General features: G+C 61.7%; 22 protein-coding genes. 6 read left to right on the plus strand and 16 right to left on the minus strand.

Features of this window, described 5'->3' with window-relative positions:
- Positions 1-14 precede the first annotated feature (14 nt).
- The 7 genes from holA to LHAB_RS03195 all read right to left on the minus strand — a co-directional run bounded on the left by holA (position 15) and on the right by LHAB_RS03195 (position 7,069).
- Positions 15-1,067, minus strand: a complete 1,053-nt coding sequence (holA, locus tag LHAB_RS03165) for a DNA polymerase III subunit delta (protein WP_090043941.1) — start codon at positions 1,065-1,067, stop codon at positions 15-17.
- 22 nt (positions 1,068-1,089) lie between these two features.
- Positions 1,090-1,674, minus strand: coding sequence for an LPS-assembly lipoprotein LptE (gene lptE / locus LHAB_RS03170; RefSeq protein ID WP_090043942.1), 585 nt, complete (start codon positions 1,672-1,674; stop codon positions 1,090-1,092).
- Between the two features lie 7 nt (positions 1,675-1,681).
- Positions 1,682-4,453 (minus strand): leucine--tRNA ligase, encoded by a 2,772-nt coding sequence (gene leuS, locus LHAB_RS03175; protein WP_090043943.1) that lies wholly within the window; start codon positions 4,451-4,453, stop codon positions 1,682-1,684.
- 104 nt (positions 4,454-4,557) lie between these two features.
- Complete coding sequence (locus tag LHAB_RS03180) at positions 4,558-4,986, minus strand: ExbD/TolR family protein (RefSeq protein WP_090043944.1); 429 nt, start codon at positions 4,984-4,986, stop codon at positions 4,558-4,560.
- A gap of 3 nt (positions 4,987-4,989) precedes the next feature.
- Positions 4,990-5,634: a MotA/TolQ/ExbB proton channel family protein gene (locus LHAB_RS03185; protein WP_090043945.1), complete on the minus strand. Its 645-nt coding sequence runs from the start codon at positions 5,632-5,634 to the stop codon at positions 4,990-4,992.
- A gap of 19 nt (positions 5,635-5,653) precedes the next feature.
- Complete coding sequence (gene dapB, locus LHAB_RS03190) at positions 5,654-6,469, minus strand: 4-hydroxy-tetrahydrodipicolinate reductase (protein WP_090043946.1); 816 nt, start codon at positions 6,467-6,469, stop codon at positions 5,654-5,656.
- Between the two features lie 60 nt (positions 6,470-6,529).
- Complete coding sequence (locus tag LHAB_RS03195; protein WP_090043947.1) at positions 6,530-7,069, minus strand: outer membrane protein assembly factor BamE; 540 nt, start codon at positions 7,067-7,069, stop codon at positions 6,530-6,532.
- Between the two features lie 83 nt (positions 7,070-7,152).
- Here LHAB_RS03195 and fur point away from each other — a divergent pair, with 83 nt between their 5' ends.
- Positions 7,153-7,581 carry a ferric iron uptake transcriptional regulator gene (gene fur / locus LHAB_RS03200; protein ID WP_090043948.1) on the plus strand — a complete coding sequence of 143 codons (429 nt, stop codon included), beginning with the start codon at positions 7,153-7,155 and terminating at the stop codon, positions 7,579-7,581.
- A gap of 15 nt (positions 7,582-7,596) precedes the next feature.
- Here the strand turns inward: fur and hprK are convergent, their stop codons facing one another.
- From hprK to LHAB_RS03220, 4 genes are all read right to left on the minus strand, one after another.
- Complete coding sequence (gene hprK, locus LHAB_RS03205) at positions 7,597-8,538, minus strand: HPr(Ser) kinase/phosphatase (RefSeq protein ID WP_090043949.1); 942 nt, start codon at positions 8,536-8,538, stop codon at positions 7,597-7,599.
- A gap of 25 nt (positions 8,539-8,563) precedes the next feature.
- The gene (locus tag LHAB_RS03210; protein ID WP_090047598.1) at positions 8,564-9,031 is read right to left on the minus strand and encodes a PTS sugar transporter subunit IIA; all 468 of its coding nucleotides are present in this window, start codon (positions 9,029-9,031) and stop codon (positions 8,564-8,566) included.
- A 156-nt stretch (positions 9,032-9,187) separates the two neighbouring features.
- Positions 9,188-9,517 carry a ribosome hibernation-promoting factor, HPF/YfiA family gene (hpf, locus tag LHAB_RS03215; protein WP_090043950.1) on the minus strand — a complete coding sequence of 110 codons (330 nt, stop codon included), beginning with the start codon at positions 9,515-9,517 and terminating at the stop codon, positions 9,188-9,190.
- Between the two features lie 224 nt (positions 9,518-9,741).
- Entirely contained in the window at positions 9,742-10,962 is a 1,221-nt protein-coding gene (locus tag LHAB_RS03220) for an MFS transporter (RefSeq protein ID WP_090043951.1), read from the minus strand.
- Between the two features lie 142 nt (positions 10,963-11,104).
- Here LHAB_RS03220 and LHAB_RS03225 point away from each other — a divergent pair, with 142 nt between their 5' ends.
- Together LHAB_RS03225 and corA are read left to right on the plus strand one after the other, a co-directional pair.
- Positions 11,105-12,268, plus strand: a complete 1,164-nt coding sequence (locus LHAB_RS03225) for a patatin-like phospholipase family protein (protein ID WP_228763329.1) — start codon at positions 11,105-11,107, stop codon at positions 12,266-12,268.
- A 156-nt stretch (positions 12,269-12,424) separates the two neighbouring features.
- Positions 12,425-13,411, plus strand: coding sequence for a magnesium/cobalt transporter CorA (corA, locus tag LHAB_RS03230; RefSeq protein ID WP_090043953.1), 987 nt, complete (start codon positions 12,425-12,427; stop codon positions 13,409-13,411).
- Positions 13,412-13,418: 7 nt separating this feature from the next.
- On the opposite strand, the gene LHAB_RS03235 is transcribed toward corA, so the two are convergent.
- The 4 genes from LHAB_RS03235 to LHAB_RS03250 form a co-directional block, all read right to left on the minus strand.
- The gene (locus tag LHAB_RS03235; RefSeq protein WP_090043954.1) at positions 13,419-14,180 is read right to left on the minus strand and encodes a 5'-methylthioadenosine/adenosylhomocysteine nucleosidase; all 762 of its coding nucleotides are present in this window, start codon (positions 14,178-14,180) and stop codon (positions 13,419-13,421) included.
- Between the two features lie 96 nt (positions 14,181-14,276).
- Positions 14,277-15,959, minus strand: coding sequence for a long-chain-fatty-acid--CoA ligase (locus tag LHAB_RS03240; RefSeq protein ID WP_090043955.1), 1,683 nt, complete (start codon positions 15,957-15,959; stop codon positions 14,277-14,279).
- Between the two features lie 125 nt (positions 15,960-16,084).
- Positions 16,085-17,503: a Re/Si-specific NAD(P)(+) transhydrogenase subunit beta gene (pntB, locus tag LHAB_RS03245; protein ID WP_090043956.1), complete on the minus strand. Its 1,419-nt coding sequence runs from the start codon at positions 17,501-17,503 to the stop codon at positions 16,085-16,087.
- A gap of 99 nt (positions 17,504-17,602) precedes the next feature.
- A complete protein-coding gene (locus LHAB_RS03250; RefSeq protein ID WP_090043957.1) occupies positions 17,603-19,204 on the minus strand; it encodes a Re/Si-specific NAD(P)(+) transhydrogenase subunit alpha in 1,602 nt (533 codons plus the stop codon).
- Positions 19,205-19,429: 225 nt separating this feature from the next.
- Here LHAB_RS03250 and LHAB_RS03255 point away from each other — a divergent pair, with 225 nt between their 5' ends.
- Positions 19,430-19,924, plus strand: coding sequence for an NUDIX hydrolase (locus LHAB_RS03255; RefSeq protein ID WP_090043958.1), 495 nt, complete (start codon positions 19,430-19,432; stop codon positions 19,922-19,924).
- Entirely contained in the window at positions 19,921-20,679 is a 759-nt protein-coding gene (locus tag LHAB_RS03260; RefSeq protein WP_090043959.1) for a sulfite exporter TauE/SafE family protein, read from the plus strand. Before LHAB_RS03255 ends, LHAB_RS03260 begins: the two co-directional genes overlap by 4 nt.
- Positions 20,680-20,687: 8 nt before the next feature.
- Here LHAB_RS03260 and LHAB_RS03265 read toward each other — a convergent pair whose 3' ends face one another.
- On the minus strand, positions 20,688-21,458 hold the full coding sequence (locus LHAB_RS03265; protein WP_090043960.1) for a lytic transglycosylase domain-containing protein: 771 nt from the start codon (positions 21,456-21,458) through the stop codon (positions 20,688-20,690).
- Positions 21,459-21,532: 74 nt separating this feature from the next.
- Here LHAB_RS03265 and mnmA point away from each other — a divergent pair, with 74 nt between their 5' ends.
- Positions 21,533-22,669, plus strand: coding sequence for a tRNA 2-thiouridine(34) synthase MnmA (gene mnmA / locus LHAB_RS03270; protein WP_090043961.1), 1,137 nt, complete (start codon positions 21,533-21,535; stop codon positions 22,667-22,669).
- Positions 22,670-22,681: the final 12 nt, after the last annotated feature.

The following is a 22,681-nucleotide window of genomic DNA, read 5'->3' on the forward strand; positions in this document are numbered from 1 at the left end:
ATGCGCCCAGCCGCTCAGCGGACCCCGCAAAAACGCGAAAAGCGCAGCGCCAGCCGTTGCAGGGCTTGCCAGGGGTCGGTCGGCCAGTCGGGGACTTTGAGGCCTTTGACGATGCCGTCCACCTGATGCGCCGCTTGCAGCAAACCATTCAGACGGGCTTCGGTCATGCGGGGCAGCACACGTTCAAACAAGCGCTCCCGCGGCCCCCACACGCGCTGTTCGCGCAAGGCCAAGGGCATGGGCTTGCCTGCGGCGATGGCGTCTTTGACGCGTTTGAGAGCGCGGATGTCTTCGGCCAGCGTGTAGTGCACCAGCACCGCAGCTTCGCCCTCGGCCTGCAGACCGTCGAGCATGCGCTGCACGCGGGCCACCTGGCCCGACAACACCGACTCCGACAGCTTGAAGACGTCGTAGCGGGCCACATTGACCACGGCCGACTCGACTTGTTCTTGATTGAGTTCACCGGGTGGATGAAGCAAACCGAGTTTTTGGATCTCTTGGTGAGCGGCCAACAAGTTGCCTTCCACGCGGTCGGCAAAAAACTGCAAGGTGCGCTGGCCCTCTTCGCCTGCCACCACGCGCTGGCCTTGCTGCTGCAAGCGCTGCGCGATCCAATGGGGCAGTGCGTTGCGGTCCACCGGGTCGACCTGGATCGACACGCCCGAGTTTTCCAAGGCGCCAAACCAGGCCCCTTTGCGGGTGGCGGCATCCAGGCGAGGCAGCAAAAACAGCGTCAGGGTGCTGTCGTTGCCTTGGGCAGACGCGGCCAGTTGCTGAATGGCGGTGCTGCCCTCCTTGCCCGGCTTGCCTGAAGGCACGCGCACTTCCACGATTTGTTTGTCCGCAAACAGGCTGAGCGAGCCGCCTGCGGCCAGCACTTCGCTCCAATCAAAGTGTGCACCCGAGACGGTGTGCACGCTGCGCTCGGTGTAGCCTTGAGCGCGCGCCGTGGCGCGGATGGCGTCGACGGCTTCCTGGATCAGCAAGGCCTCGTCGCCGTGCAATACGTACAGGCTGCGCAAGCCTTTTTGCAGGTGCGCAGACAACTGTGGAAGGGCCAACTGCATGGACGCGCTCAATCCCGGGGCATCAAGGCCGGGAGGCCGGGCCGGACGCAGGCGCTGCAGCGGGCACTGCCGTACCCGCCGGCCTGGGCAAACTGCCCGGCTTGACCGCCGACAAACGGCGCATGATTTGCTGCACGACATCGGTCTGCATGTCGCGGTACAAGATGCCCATCTCGATTTCTTTGGACAATGCCGCCGTCTCGGTGAAGCTCAAATCACGCTGCTGGGCCAAAGTGACGGGCTCGATCAGATCAAGGCCTTGCGGTGTGCGCAAGCGAAACTGCACTTGCAAGCGCAATTGCAGTTCGCGCACCTGCCCGGTTGCGCTCACCCCGACAGGCACTTGCTGACGGGTTTCACTGAGGATGTCCAAAATGGCATCCGCCTTGGGCATTTCCTTGGGCTCGGTCAAGAGCGCTATGCGCCCCGATCCGAGCAAGTTGCGCCGCAACTCCACGCCCAAAGGCGAGGTGGTGGAAAAATTCGCATACAAGGTCTGGAACGCGAAATCGTTGGTTTGGCGCAGCTGAAACCCGCATCCCGAGAGCCAGGCGGGCAAGGCAGCTAAGCCCGCAGCGGTCAACAAGAATCGGCGTGAGGGTTTCATGCTGGGTTTACACAACAATGTTGACCAAGCGACCCGGCACCACGATGACCTTCTTGGGCGCAGCACCGGCGGCCTGCTTGACAAAGGCTTCGCTGGCCAGGGCAGCGGCTTCGATGTGCGCTTTGTCGGCGGCAGCAGGCACCAGGATGGCCCCCCGCAGCTTGCCATTGATCTGCAGCATCAGCTCGATCTGGTCACGCTCGAGCGCCGACTCGTCCACCGCGGGCCAAGGCGCGTCGAGCAATTCGCCAGCAGCCTTGGCATAACCCAGTTGCTGCCAAATCTCGTCGGTGATGTGTGGGCAGGCGGGGTAGAGCATGCGCATCAAGAGCGACACGCCTTCGCACAGGGCGGCGGTGTCACCCGCGTGGAAAGGTCCACTGCCGTCGGGCTTGAAATCTTCCAGTGCATTGAGCAGCTTCATGCAGCCCGAGACCACGGTGTTGTACTGCATGCGCTCGTAGTCGTAGCCCACTTGCTTGAGTACCAAGTGCATCTCGCGGCGCAGGGCTTTGGCGGCGTCGCCCAAAGCGGCTTGGCTCAGGTCTTGGCTGGTGGCCGATCGCAGCAGTTCGTGGTGCTTGAACGCAAAGTTCCAGACCCGGCGCAAGAAGCGGTAGCTGCCTTCCACGGCCGAGTCGTTCCATTCCAGCGTGACCTCGGGCGGCGCGGTGAACATGGTGTACAAGCGCGCGGTGTCGGCGCCGTATTTTTCGATCAGGTCCTGCGGGTCCACGCCATTGTTCTTGGACTTGGACATGGTGCCCACGCCTTCGTAGTCTATTGGCGTGCCCACGGGCAAACGGCCGTCGCCGCTGTCGGCTTCGTTCTTGAGCTTGGCACCCACCACTTTGCCGGTGTCGTCGAGCACATGCTCGATATCGTGCGGCCAGAAGTAGTCCTTGCCGCCTTTGGCAGTGCGGCGCGAATAAATGTGGTTCAGCACCATGCCTTGCGTGAGCAGCTTGGTGAAGGGCTCATCGACCTTGACCAGGCCCAAATCGCGCATGACCTTGGTCCAAAAACGCGCGTACAGCAGGTGCAAAATCGCGTGCTCGATGCCGCCGATGTACTGGTCCATCGGCATCCAGTAATCTGCGCCCTCGGCCACCATCTTGTCGGTGTTGGTCGGGTCGCAATAGCGCATGAAGTACCAGGACGAATCCACAAAGGTGTCCATGGTGTCGGTCTCACGGCGGGCGGGTTTTCCGCACACCGGGCAAGTGACGCCGGCATGAAAACCTTGGTGCTTGTGCAGCGGGTTGCCCGATCCATCGGGGATGCAGTCTTGCGGCAAGACCACCGGCAGGTCTTTTTCGGGCACGGGCACCGCGCCATGTTCGTCGCAATGGATGATCGGGATCGGTGTGCCCCAGTAACGCTGGCGGCTCACGCCCCAGTCGCGCAAACGCCAGGTGGTTTTTTTCTCGCCCAGACCTTTGGCAGCGAGCAGCTCGGCGACTTTGTAAACAGCGGCTTTTTGCGTCAAGCCGTCGAGTTCACCGGAATTGATGCACACGCCGTCTTTGGTCGCATACCACTCTGCCCAGGTCGTTGCGTCAAAAGAGGCCTTGGCGTTGCCTGCGTTGGGCAACGATGTTGAGCTTGCGTCTGAGGCGCCCGACGCAGGCGACGACAAGGCCGCACCACGCTGAGCGACGACTTGCTGGATCGGCAAGGCGTACTTCAAAGCAAACGCAAAGTCGCGCTCGTCGTGTGCAGGCACACCCATCACCGCGCCGTCGCCGTAGCTCATCAGCACGTAATTGCCCACCCACACCTCCACCTGCGCGCCGGTCAGAGGATGCGTGACGAACAGGCCCGTGGCCATGCCCTTTTTCTCTTGCGTGGCCAGCTCAGCCTCGGTCGTGCCGCCGCTCTTGCACTCTTCCAAAAACGCCGCCAAGGCGGGGTTGGACGAGGCCGCATGCAGCGCCAGCGGGTGCTCGGCGGCCACCGCACAAAACGTGACGCCCATGATGGTGTCGGCGCGGGTGGTGAAGACGTACATCTTGCCGTCGCCGATCAAAGCGCCATCAGCGCCCGCAATGCTGTGCGGGAACGCAAAGCGCACGCCTTCGGATTTGCCAATCCAGTTTTCCTGCATCAGCCGCACTTTGTCAGGCCAGCCATTGAGGGTGGCCTGGTCGTTGCCGATCTGCACGTGGTCAAGCAGCTCTTGGGCATACGAGGTGATGTTCAGGTAGTAGCCCGGAATCTCGCGTTTTTCGACCGGAGCGCCTGTGCGCCAGCCTTTGCCGTCAATCACCTGTTCGTTGGCCAGCACCGTCTGGTCCACCGGGTCCCAGTTGACGACCTGGGTCTTGCGGTAGGCGATGCCTTTTTCGAGCATCTTCAAAAACAACCACTGGTTCCACTTGTAGTACGTCGGGTCGCAGGTGGCGACTTCGCGCGACCAGTCGATGGCCAAGCCCATCGCCTGCATCTGCTTTTTCATGTAAGCGATGTTCTCGTAGGTCCACTTGGCCGGGGGCACGCCGTTTTTCAGCGCAGCGTTTTCGGCGGGCAGGCCAAAAGCGTCCCAGCCCATGGGCATCAAGACGTTGTAGCCCTTCATGCGCAAGCTGCGCGTGAGCATGTCATTGATGGTGTAGTTGCGCACATGGCCCATGTGCAGCTTGCCGCTGGGGTAGGGCAGCATGGAGCAGGCGTAAAACTTCTTTTTACTTGCGTCTTCGGTGACGCGGTAGGCGTCGCGGGCCGTCCAGCGGGACTGCGCTGCGGGTTCGACTTCGAGGTGGTTGTACTTGTCTTGCATAGTCTGCAATTGTAGGCTGGCGCGCGTGTTGTTCTGGGTGAAATGACCAGCGCTGGTGACCCGCAGGGCGGGCATCGTGCCTCTTGGTTCGCGGGCTTTACCGGTCAGCGCTTGGGGGTGGACGGCGTCTGGGCAACGAACCCAATGCGCGACAGCCCGGCTTTTTGGGCCAGACCCATGGTTTCGACGATGCGGCCATAAGGGACGGACTCGTCGGCACGCAGTTCCAGCTCGGCATTGGGGTTGCGCTTGGCCGCTTCGGCCAAACGCAGGCGCAGGGCTTCTGCGGTGATGGGCTTGTCGTTCAGGTACACCGTGCCTTGGGCGTCCACCACCAAAGACAGCGCCTGAGGCGATGCCCCGGCCTCGCCGCCCTCAGCCTGTGGCAAGTCCAAGCGAATGGCACTGGTCATCAAGGGTGCCGTCAAAATGAAGATCACCAGCAACACCAGCATCACGTCCACCATGGGGGTGACGTTGATCTCGCTCATGGGTGCATGCGGCTTGTGGGTTTCAAGACGACCGAAGGCCATGGCTCAGTCCTGCGGGTCGACCAGCAAGCCACGCAAATCGTGGGCAAAGCCTTCGAGTTCGGCCTCGATCTGGTCCAGTTTTCGGCCCAGCAGGTTATAGCCCAGCACTGCCGGAATGGCCACGGCCAAGCCGGCAGCGGTCATGATCAGGGCCTCGCCCACGGGGCCGGCGACCTTGTCGATGGTCAGCTGCCCGGCCTCGGCCATGCCCGTCAGGGCATTGAAGATGCCCCAGACAGTGCCCAAAAGACCGACAAAAGGCGAAATGGAGCCCGCTGTGGCCAACCAAACCTGCCCCCACTGCAAGCGGCGTACCACGCCCTGCATCGCGTCGCGCAAGGCTCGGGTCAGTTGTTGACGGCGGTCACCGGCTGAGGCCAGGGTGCCCCCCACCGGGAGCAAGGTGGCTTCGAGCATGGGGGTGATGCAGGCATCGCGGTCAAATTGGGCCACGCGCTGCTGGGCCTGGTCAAGACCCGGAGACTGCCAGAAAGCGGCCACGCTGCGGCGCACATCCAGACCCACGCGCCAGAGCAAGCGCCATTTCCAGACCATCACCACCCAACTGCCCACCGACAGCGCCAACAAAATCAGCGCCAGCGCCCGGCTGACCAGGTCGCTGTGCAACAAAAAGTCGTTGAGGGTCATGGCGAAAAAAGGACGGCTGTCAGCGCAAGCTCAACACGTCAAACATGTCAAACAGGCCGCGCTGCTGCGTGGCCAGATAGCGCACGGCACGCAGGCTCCCCTGTGCATAGGTGGACCGGCTGGAGGACTTGTGCGTCACTTCGATGCGCTCGCCAATGCCGGCAAACAGCACGGTGTGGTCGCCCACGATGTCGCCGCCACGGATGGTGGCAAAGCCGATGGAGGAGGGATCGCGCTCGCCCGTGTGGCCATAGCGTTCGTACACCGCGCACGCTTTCAGGTCACGCCCCATGGCCTCGGCCATCACTTCACCCATTTTGAGGGCCGTCCCCGAGGGCGCATCCACCTTGTGGCGGTGGTGCGCTTCGATGATCTCGATGTCGTAGCCCGTGGACATGGCTTGCGCGGCCATCTGCAAGAGCTTGAGCGTGACGTTCACCCCCACGCTCATGTTGGGGGCCATCACGATGGCGATGTCTTTTGCAATTTCAGCAATTTCGGCTTTTTGCGCATCGGTGAAGCCCGTGGTGCCGATCACGGCCTTGACACCGAGTTCTCGGCACACCTTCAGGTGGGCCAAGGTGCCCTCTGGGCGCGTGAAATCAATGAGGCAGGATGCGTTTTTCAGCCCGGCGTGCAGGTCAGATGTGACCAACACACCTGTGGACTGCCCCATGGATGCGGCGGCATCCTGGCCCAGCGCGGGACTGGCTTGGATGTCCAGCGCCCCCGCCAGGCGGCAATCGCCCGAGGCGAGGATGGCTTCGATGAGCATGTGCCCCATGCGGCCAGAGGCCCCGGCAACGGTGATGGGCAAGTCGTTCAATTGAGTCATGTCGTTTCAGCAATGAGGGTCACGCAGGCCGTGGGGCACCCGGCCCAAACAAGGCCCCCTTTAGCGGGGTGCCGGCTCCAAGGGAGGGTAAGTTGCAGGCAGTGGCGCAGTGCGCTGCGCATCGCCTGTTGCTTGGGGTGCAGGGAACTTTTTCAGATCTTCCTCGCTGGCCTGCAAATTGGGCACGCTGGCGGCTTTGCGCTGGGTGACGAGGCGCTCCACAAACTCGGACTCGCTGGGCAATTCGCCGCCCTCCACGGAAGACACCCCATCGTTCTTGAAATAGACGGTGAGCTGGAAGCTCTGCGGCGGCACACCCTGGCGGCGGATGCTGAAGGCGTAATCCCAGCGATCGGCATGGAACAGGCTGGTGACCAAGGGCGTTCCCAAAATGTCGCGGACCTGTGCGCGGGGCATGCCCACGCTGATCGCCTGGCGCTGCTCTTTGGAGACGAAATTGCCTTGCACGACCTCGGGCACGTAGGGCTTGAAGGTGTCGCTGGTGAAGCTGGACAAGTTGGCACAACCCGCCAAACTGGCGCACATGAAAAGCATGGCCAGGCGGGAGCCTGTCAAGGAAAAAGTCAGGGATGCTGTCATGGTTGAGGGCTGGCCGATATGATCGGTTCATTGTAGCGGCAGCTCGGCGCGCAACCTCTTTTCCTATCCAGACATCCCTTCACATGACCCAAATCGACGAACTGAAAAACAATGGTCTGAAGGCCACGCTGCCGCGCCTGAAAATTCTGGAGGTTTTTCAGAGCGGACAGCAACGGCACATGACGGCCGAAGACGTGTTTCGCCTTTTGTTGAGCGAAAACACCGACATCGGTCTGGCCACGGTTTACCGGGTGCTGATGCAGTTCGAGCAAGCGGGCATTCTCAGTCGCAACCACTTTGAAAGCGGCAAAGCCGTTTACGAGCTCAACGAAGGCCAGCACCACGACCACATGGTGTGTCTGGACTGCGGTCGGGTGGAAGAGTTTTACGACCCGGAAATCGAGTCCAGGCAACAAGCGGTGGCCGAAGCCAAAGGTTTTGTGATCGCCGACCACGCATTGAGCCTGTACGCCCATTGCACCCGAAAGCCTTGCCCTCACCGCCAGGGTTGAGCGGGCCGGGCGCCTTCAGTCCATCGCCCGGCGCTGGCGCTCGATGAACTCTTGGTAAGTGTCGATACCGCGCATCTGCAAGATGGTGTTGCGCACGGCAGCCTCGACCAACACCGCGATGTTGCGCCCGGCCACCACCTGAATGACCACTTTGCGCACCGGGATGCCCAGCACGTCTTGCACCAGAGGCTCCGAAGGCAGGCGCTCGTAATCGCGCTCCAGCGTCTCGCGGCGCACCAAGTGCACAATGAGTTTGAGGCGCATCTTGCGGCGCACCGCCGTCTCGCCAAAGATGGCTCGGATGTCCAATAGGCCAATCCCGCGCACCTCCAGCAGGTTTTGCAGCAAATCGGGGCAACGCGCCTCGATGGTGGTCTGGTTGATGCGGTACAGGTCCACGGCGTCATCGGCCACCAGGCCGTTGCCACGCGAGATCAACTCCAAACCCAACTCGCTTTTGCCCAAGCCGGATTCACCCGTGATCAATACGCCCATGCCCAAAATGTCCATGAACACACCATGCGTGGTGGTCCGGTCGGCAAAATGCTTGGACAGATAGGCCCGCAGCACATCGATGACAAAGGCCGAGGACTGCTCGGTCGAAAACATCGGAATTTGGGCCCGCTCGCACATCGACAAAAGGGCTTCGGGGGCCGCCTGGCCATCGGCCAAGACCAGGACTGGTGGCTCCAGCGTGACGATGCGGGCGATTCGGCGGGCGCAATCCTCGGGGGTGGAATTGGTCAGGTAGGCCACCTCGCGGGGGCCCAGAATCTGAACACGGTAGGGGTGGATGTAGTTCAGGTAGCCGACCAGGTCGGCGCCTGAACGGGCTTCGCGGACGGCGACTTCATCGAAGCGGCGCTCCGAAGCGCCCAAGCCCGCCACCCACTGCCATTTGAGTTTGCTGCGGTGGTCTTCGAACAGAACGTCGGCGCTGATGACAGAAGGTTTCATCGCAACATCACCGCCTGGTCTCGGCTCAGGCGGTTTGGGCCGACTGCCACTGGGCAATCAATTGGTGCAGGTTGTGTTGAACCGTGCTGTTTTTGATGTTTTCGCGCAGGGTGGTGTCGCTGAGCAACTCGGCGATCTCGGACAGGATCTCCAAGTGCTTTTGGGTCGCAGCTTCCGGGACGAGCAAGAAAATCAGCAGGTTGACCGGCTGCTCATCGGGGGCATCAAAGCCTATGGGCTGGGCCAGCTGGAACACAGCCGCCATGGGCGCCTTGAGACCCTTGATGCGGCCATGCGGGATGGCCACGCCATGCCCCAGACCCGTCGACCCCAGCCGCTCACGGGCGAACAGGCTGTCGGTCACCAGGGCACGGGACAGCCCGTGCAGGTTCTCAAAGAGAATTCCGGCTTCTTCGAATGCCCGTTTCTTGCTGGTGGCTTCGACCCCGACAAGAACTTGGGCAACAGGCAATATGGATGAGAGGCGATTCATGGTCGAGGCCGGATTATGCACCTTGCGCGGACTGCGCCATCTTTGCGCCTGCAAACCGGGCATGGGGGGCCGTGTTTCTGCCCCCGAATCGGCGTGTGGCCTGCATGAAAAAGGGCCACAAGCTTGTGGCCCTGTTCTGAAAAAACATGGAACCGATCACATCATGCGCTTGGGGGCGCTGTGGTGGTGGTCGGTGATGCGGTCTTTGTGCTTGACCACTTGGCGGTCCAGTTTGTCCACCAGATCGTCCACTGCGGCATACAAGTCTTGGTGCGCGCTTTCGGCAAACAGGTCATTGCCCTTGACGTGGATATTGCACTCGGCGCGTTGGCGCTTTTCCTTTTCTTTTTGCTTCTCGACGGTCAGAAGCACTTTGACATCGACCACTTGGTCAAAGTGCCGGGTGATCCGGTCAAGCTTCCCCGTGACGTACTGACGCAATGCCGGAGTCACTTCCAGATGGTGCCCGCTGATGGTTAAATTCATAGTCGTCGCCTCCATGATTCAGGGTATAAAAAGCCCCGCCGAAGCAGGGCTCGGAAACCACCTTGAGGGGTGGTTCAGCCCCACTATGCGCCCCCCGAAATGGAAAAGCAAGGCGCGCGCAACGAAACCTGTAACGTCCGCCGCTTTTGCCCCCAAAGCCCCATTTCGGTGCTATGGTTCGGCTTGAAACCTGACAGCGTGGGCCGTTTCCTGGGCCCCAAAGCTCATGCCGACCCGGCAGGCGCACCATGCAAGCGCAAATGCCCGGCCAGCCAGACGCTGAGCAAACTGGCCACCACCCCCAACAAGCCCGCCACCCAATACAAGGTCAGTTGCCCCTGCGCGTCGCGCCCGATGATGAGCCCCGCCACCAGGGCTGCCAAGCCCATGGAGGCCGACTGCACGGCCGAGTTGAGGGTCATGAAGGTGCCGCGCAAACGGGGCTCAACCGCCGAGGAAATCATCGCCATGCCAGGAATCATGCGCCCGCTCATGACGGTGAAGAGCAGCGTCGAGATGGCCAGCAAACCCCACAGGGGCAGGCCTTGCGAGAGCGTGGTGGCCATCAAGGGCACGGTCACCGCCAACGCCAGGCGTTGGAACATCCGGACCTTGCCCACCCGGTCCGTCAGGCGGCCAAAGTAGCGTGCACTGAGCAAGGTGGCCAAGCCGCCGCTCAGGTAGATCCAGGGCACCTCAGCGGCCTGCATGCCCGCGTTGGACTGCAGGTAAATGGTGATGTAAGGAATGACGGTGAACGCTGCGAACATCATCAGGCCAGACACGGCAAACGCCTTGAGGTGGTTGGGCTCGGCCAGAACCTGGCCGATGCCACGCCAAACGCTGACTCTCTCGGGATGGTGCAAGTGCGCATCCAGCTGGGGCAAGGTTTGCCAGGCCGCCAGCGCCAGCAGTCCGACCAAGGCCGCAATGCCCACAAATGGGGCATGCCAGTTGAAATGCGCCGCCAAAAACAAACCCAGCGGCACACCCGCCACGGTGGACACCGAAAACGAGGTCATCACCACACTCATGGCGCGACCCCGGCGCTCGAAGGGGATCACATCGGCCACGATGGTCTGTGACAGGGCCGACAGAACACCGCCAAACAAGCCTGCGGCCACCCGCGCCAGCATCAACCACACATAGTCGGGGGCCAAGGCGCAAGCGAGCGTGGCCAGTCCGAACAGGCTGTACATGCCCAAGAGCAACTGTTTGCGACTGAAACGGTCGATGTAAGTGGCCGCCATCAACCCCGAAAAGCCTGCCGACAAGGTGTAGGCCGAGACCAACAGCCCAAACTGGGCGTTGCTGATGCCGAACAAGGCCGTGAACTGCGGCCCCAGCGGCATCATGATCATGAAATCGAGGATGTGGGTGAACTGGATGCCGGCCAGCGTGAAAAGCAGCCAGCGCTCACGGCGCGGGGTCAAATGTGGGGTCATGGAACAATGCCGTTGAATTGACTGAATCTAACACCCACACCCGTCCAGCGCCTCTGTCCCAGATCACATGCCGATTGACCCCTTGACGCCCACCCCGCCAACGTCACCCCCAGAACCTCCGCATTCTGCGCATCCGCACCCCGTGCTGGGGCTGGTTCTGATGGGGGGCGGTGCCCGCACCGCTTACCAGGCGGGGGCGTTGCAGGCCATAGGCCAGCTGCTGCGCCGCAGCCCAGGGCCATCACAGGCTTTTCCTTTCCAGGTGCTGGCAGGCACCTCGGCCGGGGCCTTGAACGCCACGTTTTTGGCCAGCAAGGCCATGGAGGGCCTGGACGGGCTGGACGAGCTGGCGCATTTCTGGACCCACATCCGCACAGAAGCGGTCTACCGCCTGCCCCAGACCCCACTGGACAAGTTCAGCCGATGGGCCACAGCGGTGGGTTTGCTGCGCTCAGCCCGGGCCCATGCCGCAGCCATGGACAGCCTCGCCTTGGTCAACACTTTGCATCAGGCGATTGCCCTTGAGAAGATCGACACTGCCTTGCAAAGCGGTGCGCTGCAGGCCCTGGCCGTGACCGCGTCGAGCTATTCCAGCGGTGTTCATTGGACGTTTTGCCAAACACGCGACGGCCAGCCGATCCCCTGGAGCCGCCCGGGGCGTCGCGCCGAGCAGCAACCCATCACCATCGAGCACCTGATGGCGTCCAGCGCCATCCCCTTCATTTTCCCGTCTACGCCCCTGTGGGTGGACGGCGGCATGGAGTTTTTCGGAGATGGCTCGATGCGGCAGATCTCGCCCTTGTCCTCGGCGGTGCACCTTGGGGCCGACCGGATTTTGGCGATGGGCGTGAGCCAACCCCAGCGGGCCAGCCTGGCGGCACCGGCCCGCGCTGCGGGACGACCCTCGCTGGGCACGATCGCTGGCCATGCCATGGCCAGCGTGTTCCATGACACGCTGGAGGCCGATGTCGAGCAGATCAGCCGCATCAACCAGGCCCTGGACAGCTTGCCCGAGGCGGTCCGCGCGGGCCTGCCCCTGCGCCCAGTGCAGGTGCTGACCCTGCAGCCCAGTGCCTCGCTCGATGCCTTGGCGCAAGAGCACGCCCACACCCTGCCCCGGCCCATCCTTCGGGTGCTGGAGGGCTTGGGCGCACTGCGCGGCAGCGGCGCGGCCCTGGCCAGCTATTTGCTGTTCGAGCCGGGTTTCATCGCGGCGCTGATGGCTTTGGGACAAGCAGACGTCCAAGCCCGCGCCGACGAGATCCTGACTTTTCTGTCCCCCGCAGCGGCCCATCCGGTGCGATAATCCGCCGATTCATTCTGGAGACACATTGCCGTGGAAACTACCCCGAGTCGGTAGCTTTCGGACGCCTTGAGCATTGGCCCATCGTTCGAAAGCTGCAGAAAACCCCCTTCGCCGCCCCTTTGAACTTTTGGCACCTGGCCATTTTTTGGATTCGCCATGCTCAACATCTTCACCCTCGTCAACGGTCGACTCTTTCAGGAAGAGATCGAATCGCTCGAAGAACTCTCCCGTTTCCAGCCCATCTGGGTGGACCTGGAGTCGCCCACGCTCGAAGAAAAACGCTGGATCAAACAGTACTTTGGCCTGTCCATCCCAGAAGACGCGATGGACGAGGACATCGAGGAATCCGCCCGCTTTTACGAGGAAGACAACGGCGAGCTGCACATCCGCTCTGACTTTTTGATCGCCGACGAGGACGAGCCGCGCACCGTGCGCTGCGCTTTTATCCTGAACCAGCACAACGCCGACCTGAAAAGCCAGGGCGTGCTGTTTTCCATCCACGACGAAGACGTGCCGGTGTTTCGCTTGCTGCGCATGCGTGCGCGCCGCGCACCGGGCCTGATCGAAGACGCCAAGGAAGTGCTGCTCAAACTGTTTGACGCGGACGCGGAGTACTCGGCCGACACGCTTGAAGGCATTTACGACAAGCTCGAAACCGCCGGCAAAAAAGTGCTGTCGGGCGATGTGACCGACGCCATGGCCGGTGAAGTGCTGGGCGCCATTGCCCGCCAGGAAGACCTGAACGGCCGCATCCGCCGCAACGTGATGGACACCCGCCGCGCGGTGAGCTTCATGATGCGCTCCAAGATGCTCAACGCCGAGCAGTTCGAAGAAGCGCGCCAAATTTTGCGCGACATCGACTCGCTCGATTCGCACACGGCCTTTTTGTTTGACAAGATCAACTTCTTGATGGATGCCACTGTCGGTTTCATCAACATCAACCAGAACAAGATCATCAAAATTTTCTCGGTGGCCAGCGTCGCCTTGCTGCCGCCCACCTTGATCGCCAGCTTGTACGGCATGAATTTCCAGTACATGCCCGAGTTATCGCAAAAATGGGGCTACCCCTACGCCCTGGCCCTGATGGCTGCGAGCGCCGTGGTGCCCATGTGGTACTTCCGCCGGCGCGGCTGGCTCAAATAAGGCCAGCTCAAGCGGGCTGGCGGCGGCTCAGCCACCGGGAGACAATCGCCAGACTGTAGCGGCTGGCCACCTCACGAATGAAGCGCTGAAAGTCGGTGTGGGCCGTGTCATCCGCCCGGTCCGAGATGGTGCGCACCGCCGCAAAAGGCACGCCGAAATCGTGGCAGACCTGCGCCACCGCCGCGCCCTCCATCTCCACCGCCAAAGCTTCGGGCAAGGCCTGGCGCAGCACTTGGCTTTCGGCCGAAGCCGAGACAAAACGGTCGCCACTGATGACGAGGCCCTGGTGCATCCGGGGCGCGTGCAATTGAAAATCGGCCAAGGTGCCTGCGCCCAGGTGCAGCGCGGCATCGGCCAGCACCTGTGCGCTGGCTTTTGCAAGTTGCAGCGCCAATTCGGCATCGGCCTCAAAACGGGCGCGGCCGTACATGGGCACCTCATGGCGCGGAAACAGCGGCGAAGCGTCCATGTCGTGTTGCACAAACCCATTGGCCACCACCACATCCCCCACCCGCACGCCTGCGCCAAGACCCCCGGCCACACCCGTGAAGACAAGCGTGTCCACCGCAAAGCGCTCCAGCAGCACCGTGGCGGTGGTGGCCGCCGCCACTTTGCCAATGCGCGAGAGCACCACCACCACCGAGTGGCCTTGCCAATGACCCACCCAAAAGTCACGCCCGGCCACTGTGATGCGGTGCTCGTGCGGCATGGCAGCCAACACGGCGGCCAATTCCTCTTGCATGGCACTCATGATGCCGATCACGGCCATGGATCACCCCTGTGGTGTGCTTCAAAAAAGAAAACGGCCACCTTGAAACAGGTGGCCGCAGGCCAGTGTCCGGGCATCAGGCCCACCGCTGAGTCATCAGGCCTTGTTGCGCAATTCGCGACGCAAAATTTTACCCACCGGCGTCTTGGGCAATTCGTCACGGAACTCGATCACGCGAGGCTGCTTGTACGCAGTCATATTCTCGCGGCAGTAAGCCATGATCTGCGCCTCGGTCAGCGCCGGGTCTTTGCGCACGACCACCAGTTTGACGGTCTCGCCGGTTTTTTCGTCGGGCACGCCAATGGCGGCACATTCGAGCACGCCCGGACAAGCCGAGGCGACTTCTTCGACCTCATTGGGGTAGACGTTGAAGCCGCTGACCAGGATCATGTCTTTTTTGCGGTCCACAATTTTGAAGTAACCGCGCTCGTCCATGGTGCCCACATCGCCCGACTTGAAGTAGCCGTCGGCGGTCATGGCCTTGGCGGTTTCGTCGGGGCGCTGCCAGTATCCGGCCATCACCTGAGGGCCTTTGATGGCGATCTCGCCAGGTGTGCCGGGGGTGGTGACTTCGTTGCCTTCGTCGTCAAGCAGCTTCATCCAGGTGCCAGGAATGGGCACACCAATCGTGCCGGTGAACTCGGTGCTGGTGGTCGGGTTGCAACTGGCCGACGGGCTGGTTTCGGACAAGCCATAACCTTCGCAGATCGGGCAGCCTGTTTTCTCCAGCCAGAGTTTGGCCACATTCGGCGTCACGGCGGTGCCGCCACCCAAAGACACTTTCAGGTTGGACCAGTTGACGGTGCCGAAATCCGGGTGATTGGCCAAGCCGTTGAACAAGGTGTTGACCGCCGGAAAGCTGTGGAAGGTGTGCTTGGATAACTCTTTGAGCACGGCGGGCAGGTCACGCGGATTGGGGATCAGAATGGTCTTGCCGCCCATGCGCAGGCTCAGCATCATGTTCACCGTGAAGGCGAAGATGTGGTACAGCGGCAATGCGCAAACCGCAGTGGGTTGTTGTCCGGCCGGAATGCGCTGCATGACGGGCGAGTTCCAGGCCTCGGACTGCAACACGTTGGCAATCACATTGCGGTGCAGGAGCACCGCGCCCTTGGACACGCCGGTGGTGCCACCGGTGTACTGCAACACGGCGATGTCGTCGGCCGACAGCTCGGGCTTGCGAAAAGCCTGTTGACGCCCTTTGGCGAGGGCCTCGTTGTAACGCACGGCCTTGGGCAAATGGAAGACGGGCACCATCTTTTTGACGTGGCGCACCACGTAATTGACCAAATTGCCCTTGAGCAGACCCAAGCGGTCCCCCATGGCGGCCAGCACCACATGCTGCACCGGGGTTTGCGCGATGCACTTTTCCAGCGTGGCCGCAAAGTTCTCGATGATCACAATCGCCTTGGCACCCGAATCCTTGAGCTGGTGCTCCAATTCGCGGGCGGTGTACAGCGGGTTGACGTTGACCACCACCAAACCCGCACGCAACACAGCCGCCACCGCCACCGGATACTGGGGCACATTGGGCATCATGATGGCCACGCGATCGCCCTTGCTCAAACCCAAGGATTGCAGGTAAGCGGCCATGGCCAAACTGTCCTGATCAGTTTGGGAAAAGCTGAATTCCTTGCCCATGAAACTGTAGGCAGCGCGTTCTGAATACTTGGAAAAACTGTCTTCCAGCAACCCCACCAACGAGCTGTACGCGGCGGGATTGATGTCCGCCGGGACGCCTTCAGGGTAACTCTTGAGCCAAATGGGATTCGCGTTCATGTGGGGTACTCCTGCGGTTCAGTCTACCGTAAATCTGACATCTGACTGACGCTAAAAACCTCGGGGTTTACGCCAAAAAAAAGGGCGAACATGGTTCGCCCTTTTTCCAAAAGTGGGATGGGCTTTTAAGCCTTCAAAGCCATCAACACCTCGTCCAGCATCTTCTTGGCATCGCCAAACAGCATGCGGTTGTTGTCTTTGTAGAACAGGGGGTTGTCCACGCCGGCATAACCGCTGGCCATGGAGCGCTTCATGACGATGCTGGTGCGGGCCTTCCAGACTTCGAGCACCGGCATGCCGGCGATCGGGCTGGTCGGGTCGTCTTGCGCGGCCGGGTTCACGATGTCGTTGGCGCCAATCACGATGGCCACGTCCGTGTCCGGGAAATCGTCGTTGAGCTCGTCCATCTCGAACACGATGTCGTAGGGCACTTTGGCCTCGGCCAGCAACACGTTCATGTGGCCGGGCATGCGGCCTGCCACGGGGTGGATGCCAAAGCGCACGTTCACGCCTTTGTCGCGCAGTGTCTTGGTGATCTCAAACACCGTGTGCTGGGCTTGGGCCACGGCCATGCCGTAGCCAGGCACCACGATCACGTTTTTGGCTTCGCGCAGCAGCTCGGCGGTCTCGGCGGCCAAGATGGGGCTGACTTCACCTTGCGGCTCGGCCGCTTCGCCACTTGGCTTGGGCGCGGCGGCCGTGGTGCCAAAGCCACCGGCGATCACGCTGATGAAGCTGCGGTTCATGGCGTTGCACATGATGTAGGACAAAATCGCGCCGCTGGAGCCCACCAAGGCACCGATCACGATCAGCAAGTCGTTGCTCAGCATGAAGCCGGTGGCCGCTGCGGCCCAGCCCGAATAGCTGTTGAGCATGGACACCACCACCGGCATGTCGGCGCCGCCAATGGCCATGACCATGTGGATGCCGAACAGCAATGCGATGGCGGTCATGATGACCAAGGGCAGCATGCCTTCTTGCACCGTGTGCGCATTCATGAATTCACGGCCAAAATAAACCACCGCGATCAAACCCACCAGGTTGAGCCAGTGGCGGCCAGGAAGCAACAAGGGGCTGCCGCCGATGCGGCCGGACAACTTGCCAAACGCCGCCACCGAGCCGGAGAAGGTCACCGCACCAATGAAGATGCCAATGTAGATTTCACCCGCGTGGATGGCGTGCGCTGCACCTTCCAGATTTTTGGAGGCTTCGGGGTCCACATAAGTGGCATAACCCACCAGCGCCGCCGCCATGCCGACCATGCTGTGCATGAGCGCCACCAGCTCGGGCATTTGCGTCATCTGCACTTTGCGCGCAGCGTACAAACCAATGATGGCACCCACCAGCACGGAGCCCACGATCATGGGGATGCCCTCGGCCGTGACTTGCGGACCAAAGATGGTGGCCAGCACGGCCAGGCTCATGCCGATCATGCCGTAGAGGTTGCCGCGCCGTGCGGTTTCTTGGTTGGACAAACCGCCCAGGCTGAGGATGAAGAGAATGGTTGCGCCGATGTAGGCGACCGTGGCCAGACTTGAGTTCATAAGTGTCTCTTTTCTTAATCGGTTGGGAACAGCGCTAAAGATCTTTCCCCAAAGACTTAATCAGTCGGGGACAGAGCTGAAGATCTGTCCCCGAAGTCATTATTTTCTGAACATCGCCAGCATGCGCTGGGTGACGGCGAAGCCGCCAAACATGTTGATGGCGGTCAGCACCAGCGCCAAAGCGGCCAAGATGCCGATCAGGGTGTTGGGTCGGCCGGCCGCAGCCAAGGGCGAAATTTGCACCAGCGCACCAATGGCGATGATGGAGCTGATCGCGTTGGTCACGCTCATGAGCGGGGTGTGCAGGGCCGGCTTGACGTTCCAGACCACCATGTAGCCCACAAAGCAGGCCAACACAAACACCGTGAAGTGCGACAGGAACGCGGCTGGCGCGTACGCCCCCACCAGCACCAAGAGCACAGCGGCGACCGCCGACACGATGAGCAACTGGCCGACCGGCATGGGGCCCGAGGGCTCGCCATGGCCGTGGCCTTTTTTGGCGGCCGGCGCGGCAGCGGGCTTGGGGGCGGGCTTGGGGGCCACCACCAAAGGCGGGGCAGGCCAAGTGATTTCACCGTCCTTGATGACGGTGAGGCCCCGGATCGCGTCGTCTTCCATGTTGACGTTGATCACGCCGTCCTTGGTCTTGCACAGCTCTTCCGTCAGGCGGAACAGGTTGGTGCCATACAGCGTGGAGGACTGGCGCGCCATGCGCGAAGCCAAATCGGTGTAACCGACGATGGTCACACCATGCTTGACCACCGCTTTGCCCGGCTCGGTCAGTTCGCAATTGCCGCCTTGCTCGGCGGCCATGTCCACGATCACGCTGCCGGGCTTCATGCTTTGCACCATCTCGGCCGTGATCAGCTTGGGCGCGGGTTTGCCGGGAATCAGCGCGGTGGTGATGATGATGTCGCACTCTTTGGCTTGCTTGGCGTACATCTCGCGCTGCGCGGCCTGGAAGCCTTCGCTCATGACCTTGGCGTAACCGCCACCGCCCGAGCCTTCTTCTTCGTAGTCCACTTTGACGAACTCACCGCCGAGCGACACGACCTGATCGGCCACTTCGGCGCGGGTGTCGTTGGCGCGCACGATGGCGCCCAGGCTGGCGGCCGCGCCAATCGCGGCCAACCCCGCCACACCGGCACCGGCAATGAAGACTTTGGCGGGGGGCACTTTGCCCGCGGCCGTGATCTGGCCGTTGAAAAAGCGTCCAAACGCGTTGGCCGATTCGACCACCGCACGGTAACCACTCACACCGGCCATGGAGGTCAGCGCGTCCATCTTCTGGGCGCGGCTCAATGTGCGGGGCAAAGCGTCAATGGAGAGCGCCGTGACCTTTTTGGCCGCCAGCTGCTGCATCAAATCGGGGTTTTGGGCCGGCCACAAAAAGCCGATCAAAGTCTGGCCTTCGTGCATCAAAGCCACTTCGTCAGGCGTTGGGGCCCGCACTTTGAAGACGATGTCGCTGCCAGTCCACAACGCCGCTGCATTCGGTGCAATCGTGGCACCGGCTTCGACATAGGCGGCGTCCGACAGGTCGGCGAGCTCGCCCGCGCCCTGCTCCACCACCACAGCAAAACCGAGCTTGACCAGTTTGCTGACGGCATCGGGGACTGAGGCCACCCGTTTTTCACCTGGGAAAATCTCACGGGGCACGCCAATGCGCTGCGGCTTGGGGGCGTTGTCGCCTGTTTGCATGAATGTCTCCTCACTCAATCCACAAAAAAAGTACGGCCAATATGAAAGCTTAACCGAAGTCAATTCATCCAAGCCCAATGCAAGCCCTTCTCGAAGCTGCCCAAGCCGTTCGGGCCCGATAATATCAGCCAAAACTGATATTTGAATCTGACTTGACCCTGCCAAGCACCCTTTTGGTGCCCCAGGCGAGCACTTGGGCCCTTGGGCACACCGATAATCCCGGACATGGACACACGCTGGAAACCCAATGTCACCGTGGCCGCCATCATTGAGCGTGATGGCCGCTACCTGTTGATCGAAGAACATACCCAAGAAGGTTTGCGCCTGAACAACCCGGCAGGCCACCTGGACCCGGGCGAGTCACCCGCGCAAGCCTGCGCCCGCGAAGCGCTGGAAGAAACGGCCCAACCCTTCACGCCCACCGCCCTGGTGGGCATTTACCTCTCACGCTTTCAACGACCAGCGACCGGCGAAGACATCACCTATGTGCGCATGGCTTTTTGCGGCGACATCGGCGAGCGCCAACCCCATCTGAGCCTGGACGAGGGCATCGTGCGCACACTGTGGATGACACCCGAGGAAGTGCGTGCCAGCGCCGAGCGCCACCGCAGCCCCCTGGTCTTGCGCTGCATCGAAGACCACCTGGCCGGACAACGCTTCCCGCTGGACGTGATCCACACGGACCCGGCCGTGGCCGATTTGCCACCCTTGTCGACATGAGCCCCGTTTGGCCCGCCGAAGCCCTGTGGCTGCTCACTGGGGCGGCCGCTTTCGCTGCGGGCGTTCTCAATGCGATCGCCGGCGGCGGTAGTTTTCTCACCTTTCCCGCCTTGGTGTTTGCCGGGGTGCCCCCCTTGGCGGCCAATGCCACCAGCGCCATGGCCGTCAGCCCGGGTTACTTGGGCAGCGTGCTGGGTTTTCGCTCGGAGCTGCAAAACCTGCCCCGCGCGATGCTCCAACGCGAAGTGGCGGTGGCCGCTTTAGGCGGCTTGATCGGCGCGGGCCTGCTGTTGGTCACCCCGGCACGGGTGTTCTCAGGCTTGGTGCCTTGGTTGCTGCTGCTGGCCACGGCGCTGTTTGCGGCCGGCCCCTTGCTCGCCCGACGCAACGCTGGTCAGGGCCATCCCGCCTGGCGCCTGCCGGGCCTGATGGGTGTGGCCATTTATGGCGGTTACTTCAACGGCGGCTTGGGCATTTTGCTGATGGCCTTGTACACCCTGACGGGCGAGGGCCGGCTGAACACGGTCAATGCACTGAAAAACCTCAACTCCTTTGTGCTGTCCCTGTTGTCGGTCGCGGCCTTTGCGGCGGCCGGGGCCATCGTCTGGCCGCAGGCGCTGTGGATGATGGCACTGGCCACGGCCGGCGGTTGGGCCGGCGCTCGGCTGGCCAAGCGCTTGCCCGTGCGCTGGGTGCGTTGGCTGGTGGTGGGCACTGGCTTGGTGATGAGCCTGGTGTTTTTTGCGCGCGCTTGATGTCGCTTTTAGTTGGTTTGGCCACCAGAAGCTGACAACGGCTCAACACGGTCAGACAAGGACGGCTTTTGTCCCGCAGCCACTTGGTCCAGCTGGGCTTGTTCGGCAAACACTTTGGCCACATAGCCCCCATCTTCTGACAAGGCGTAGCCACCCAGGTAGAACTTGAGGCCATCTTCCAGAGAGCCGCCGCGCAGCTTGACCGCATCCGACAAAACCGCCACGCCCACACGCATGTTGGCAATGGGGTCAAAAGCGGCCAAACGCCCACCATAGGCCTCGTAGCGCTTGACGTGGATGTCCGTCACCACCTGCATCAACCCTTGCGCCCCGGCCGGACTCTGGACATAAGGATGAAAGTTGGACTCGATGGCCATGACCGCCAAAATGAAATGCGGGGCCAGCTTGGTTTTTTTGGACAAGACATGCGCCTCGGCCACCAAAGCGGCCAAAGGCTCCGGCGCGACTTTGTATTTGCGCCCCAACCATTGGGCCACCGCGGCCTGGGAGGGCGGCAAGTCCTGCAAACTCACGGCCGTGGCGCGCTCTGCGGTGTTTTCAGGCAACCAAGACAGCAAGACCTGGCGCTCTCGCAACCAGTTGAACACCGAGCCTTCGGCCGAGTGCAACCATTGCGGGTTCAGCCACAAAGCCAGAACCAGGCTCACGGCCGTCAAGCCCACCATGGCCAAACCACTGTGGGTGATGATGAACATCCCTTGCGCCACATCGCGCAAGAATGTTCTGCCTTGTTGGCACCAGTTGCAGTGCTTAGTCATGAGTTGAGCCCATTGGGCATTATAAATTTGCACCCCTGCACAGACCGATGAGGTCGTCGCGGGATAATTGCGCCATGCCCCAACTTCACCGTGTGGTCGTCGGCTTGTCCGGCGGCGTCGACTCCGCAGTCACCGCCCATTTGCTCAAGCAACAGGGCCATGACGTCATTGGCATCTTCATGAAAAATTGGGAAGACGACGATGACAGTGAATACTGCTCTTCGAATGTTGACTTCGTCGATGCAGCAGCGGTCGCGGACGTCTTGGGCATCGAGATCGAACACGTCAATTTTGCGTCCGATTACAAAGACCGTGTTTTTTCGGAGTTTCTGCGCGAATACCAAGCCGGGCGCACGCCCAACCCGGACATCCTGTGCAATGCCGAGATCAAGTTCAAATCCTTTCTGGACCATGCCATGCGGCTGGGCGCAGAAAAAATTGCCACCGGCCACTACGCACGGGTGCGGCAGAACAGCGCGAGTGGGCGGCACGAGCTGCTCAAGGGTCTGGACACCAGCAAGGACCAAAGTTATTTTCTGCACCGCCTGAACCAGGCCCAGTTGTCCAAAACACTGTTCCCCGTGGGCGAGCTGCACAAGACCGAAGTGCGCCGCATCGCCGAAGAGATCGGCTTGCCCAACGCCAAGAAGAAAGACTCGACCGGCATTTGCTTCATTGGTGAGCGGCCATTCCGCGAATTTTTGAACCGTTACATTTCCAAAGAACCCGGCCCCATCAAAGACCCGTCGGGGCGCACCATTGGCCAGCATGTGGGCTTGAGTTTTTACACCTTGGGGCAACGCCAAGGGCTGGGCATTGGCGGCATCAAGGCCAAAGGGGCTCAGCGGGGCGGGGGTGAACACACCCCTTGGTTTGTGGCGCGCAAAGACATCGACAAAAACACCTTGTGGGTGGTGCAAGGGCACGGCCACCCCTGGCTCCAATCGCCACGCTTGCAAGCCACCGATGTGAGCTGGTGCGCGGGCCTTGCCCCCGAAACAGGGCGCTATGCGGCCAAGACCCGTTACCGCCAAGCGGATGCGGCTTGCGACTTGCAGCCCCTGATGCCAGGACAGGGAGCCGCCGGGTTCGAGCTGGCCTTCAGCGAAAACCAGTGGGCCGTCACGCCCGGGCAAAGCGCCGTGGTCTATGACGGTGAAGTGTGCTTGGGCGGTGGTGTGATCTCTTGGGCCCCCACACTGACAGACTGAGGACCTTCGGCC

Origin of the sequence: Limnohabitans sp. 2KL-27, assembly GCF_001269345.1 — a bacterium.
GTDB lineage: Bacteria > Pseudomonadota > Gammaproteobacteria > Burkholderiales > Burkholderiaceae_C > Limnohabitans_A.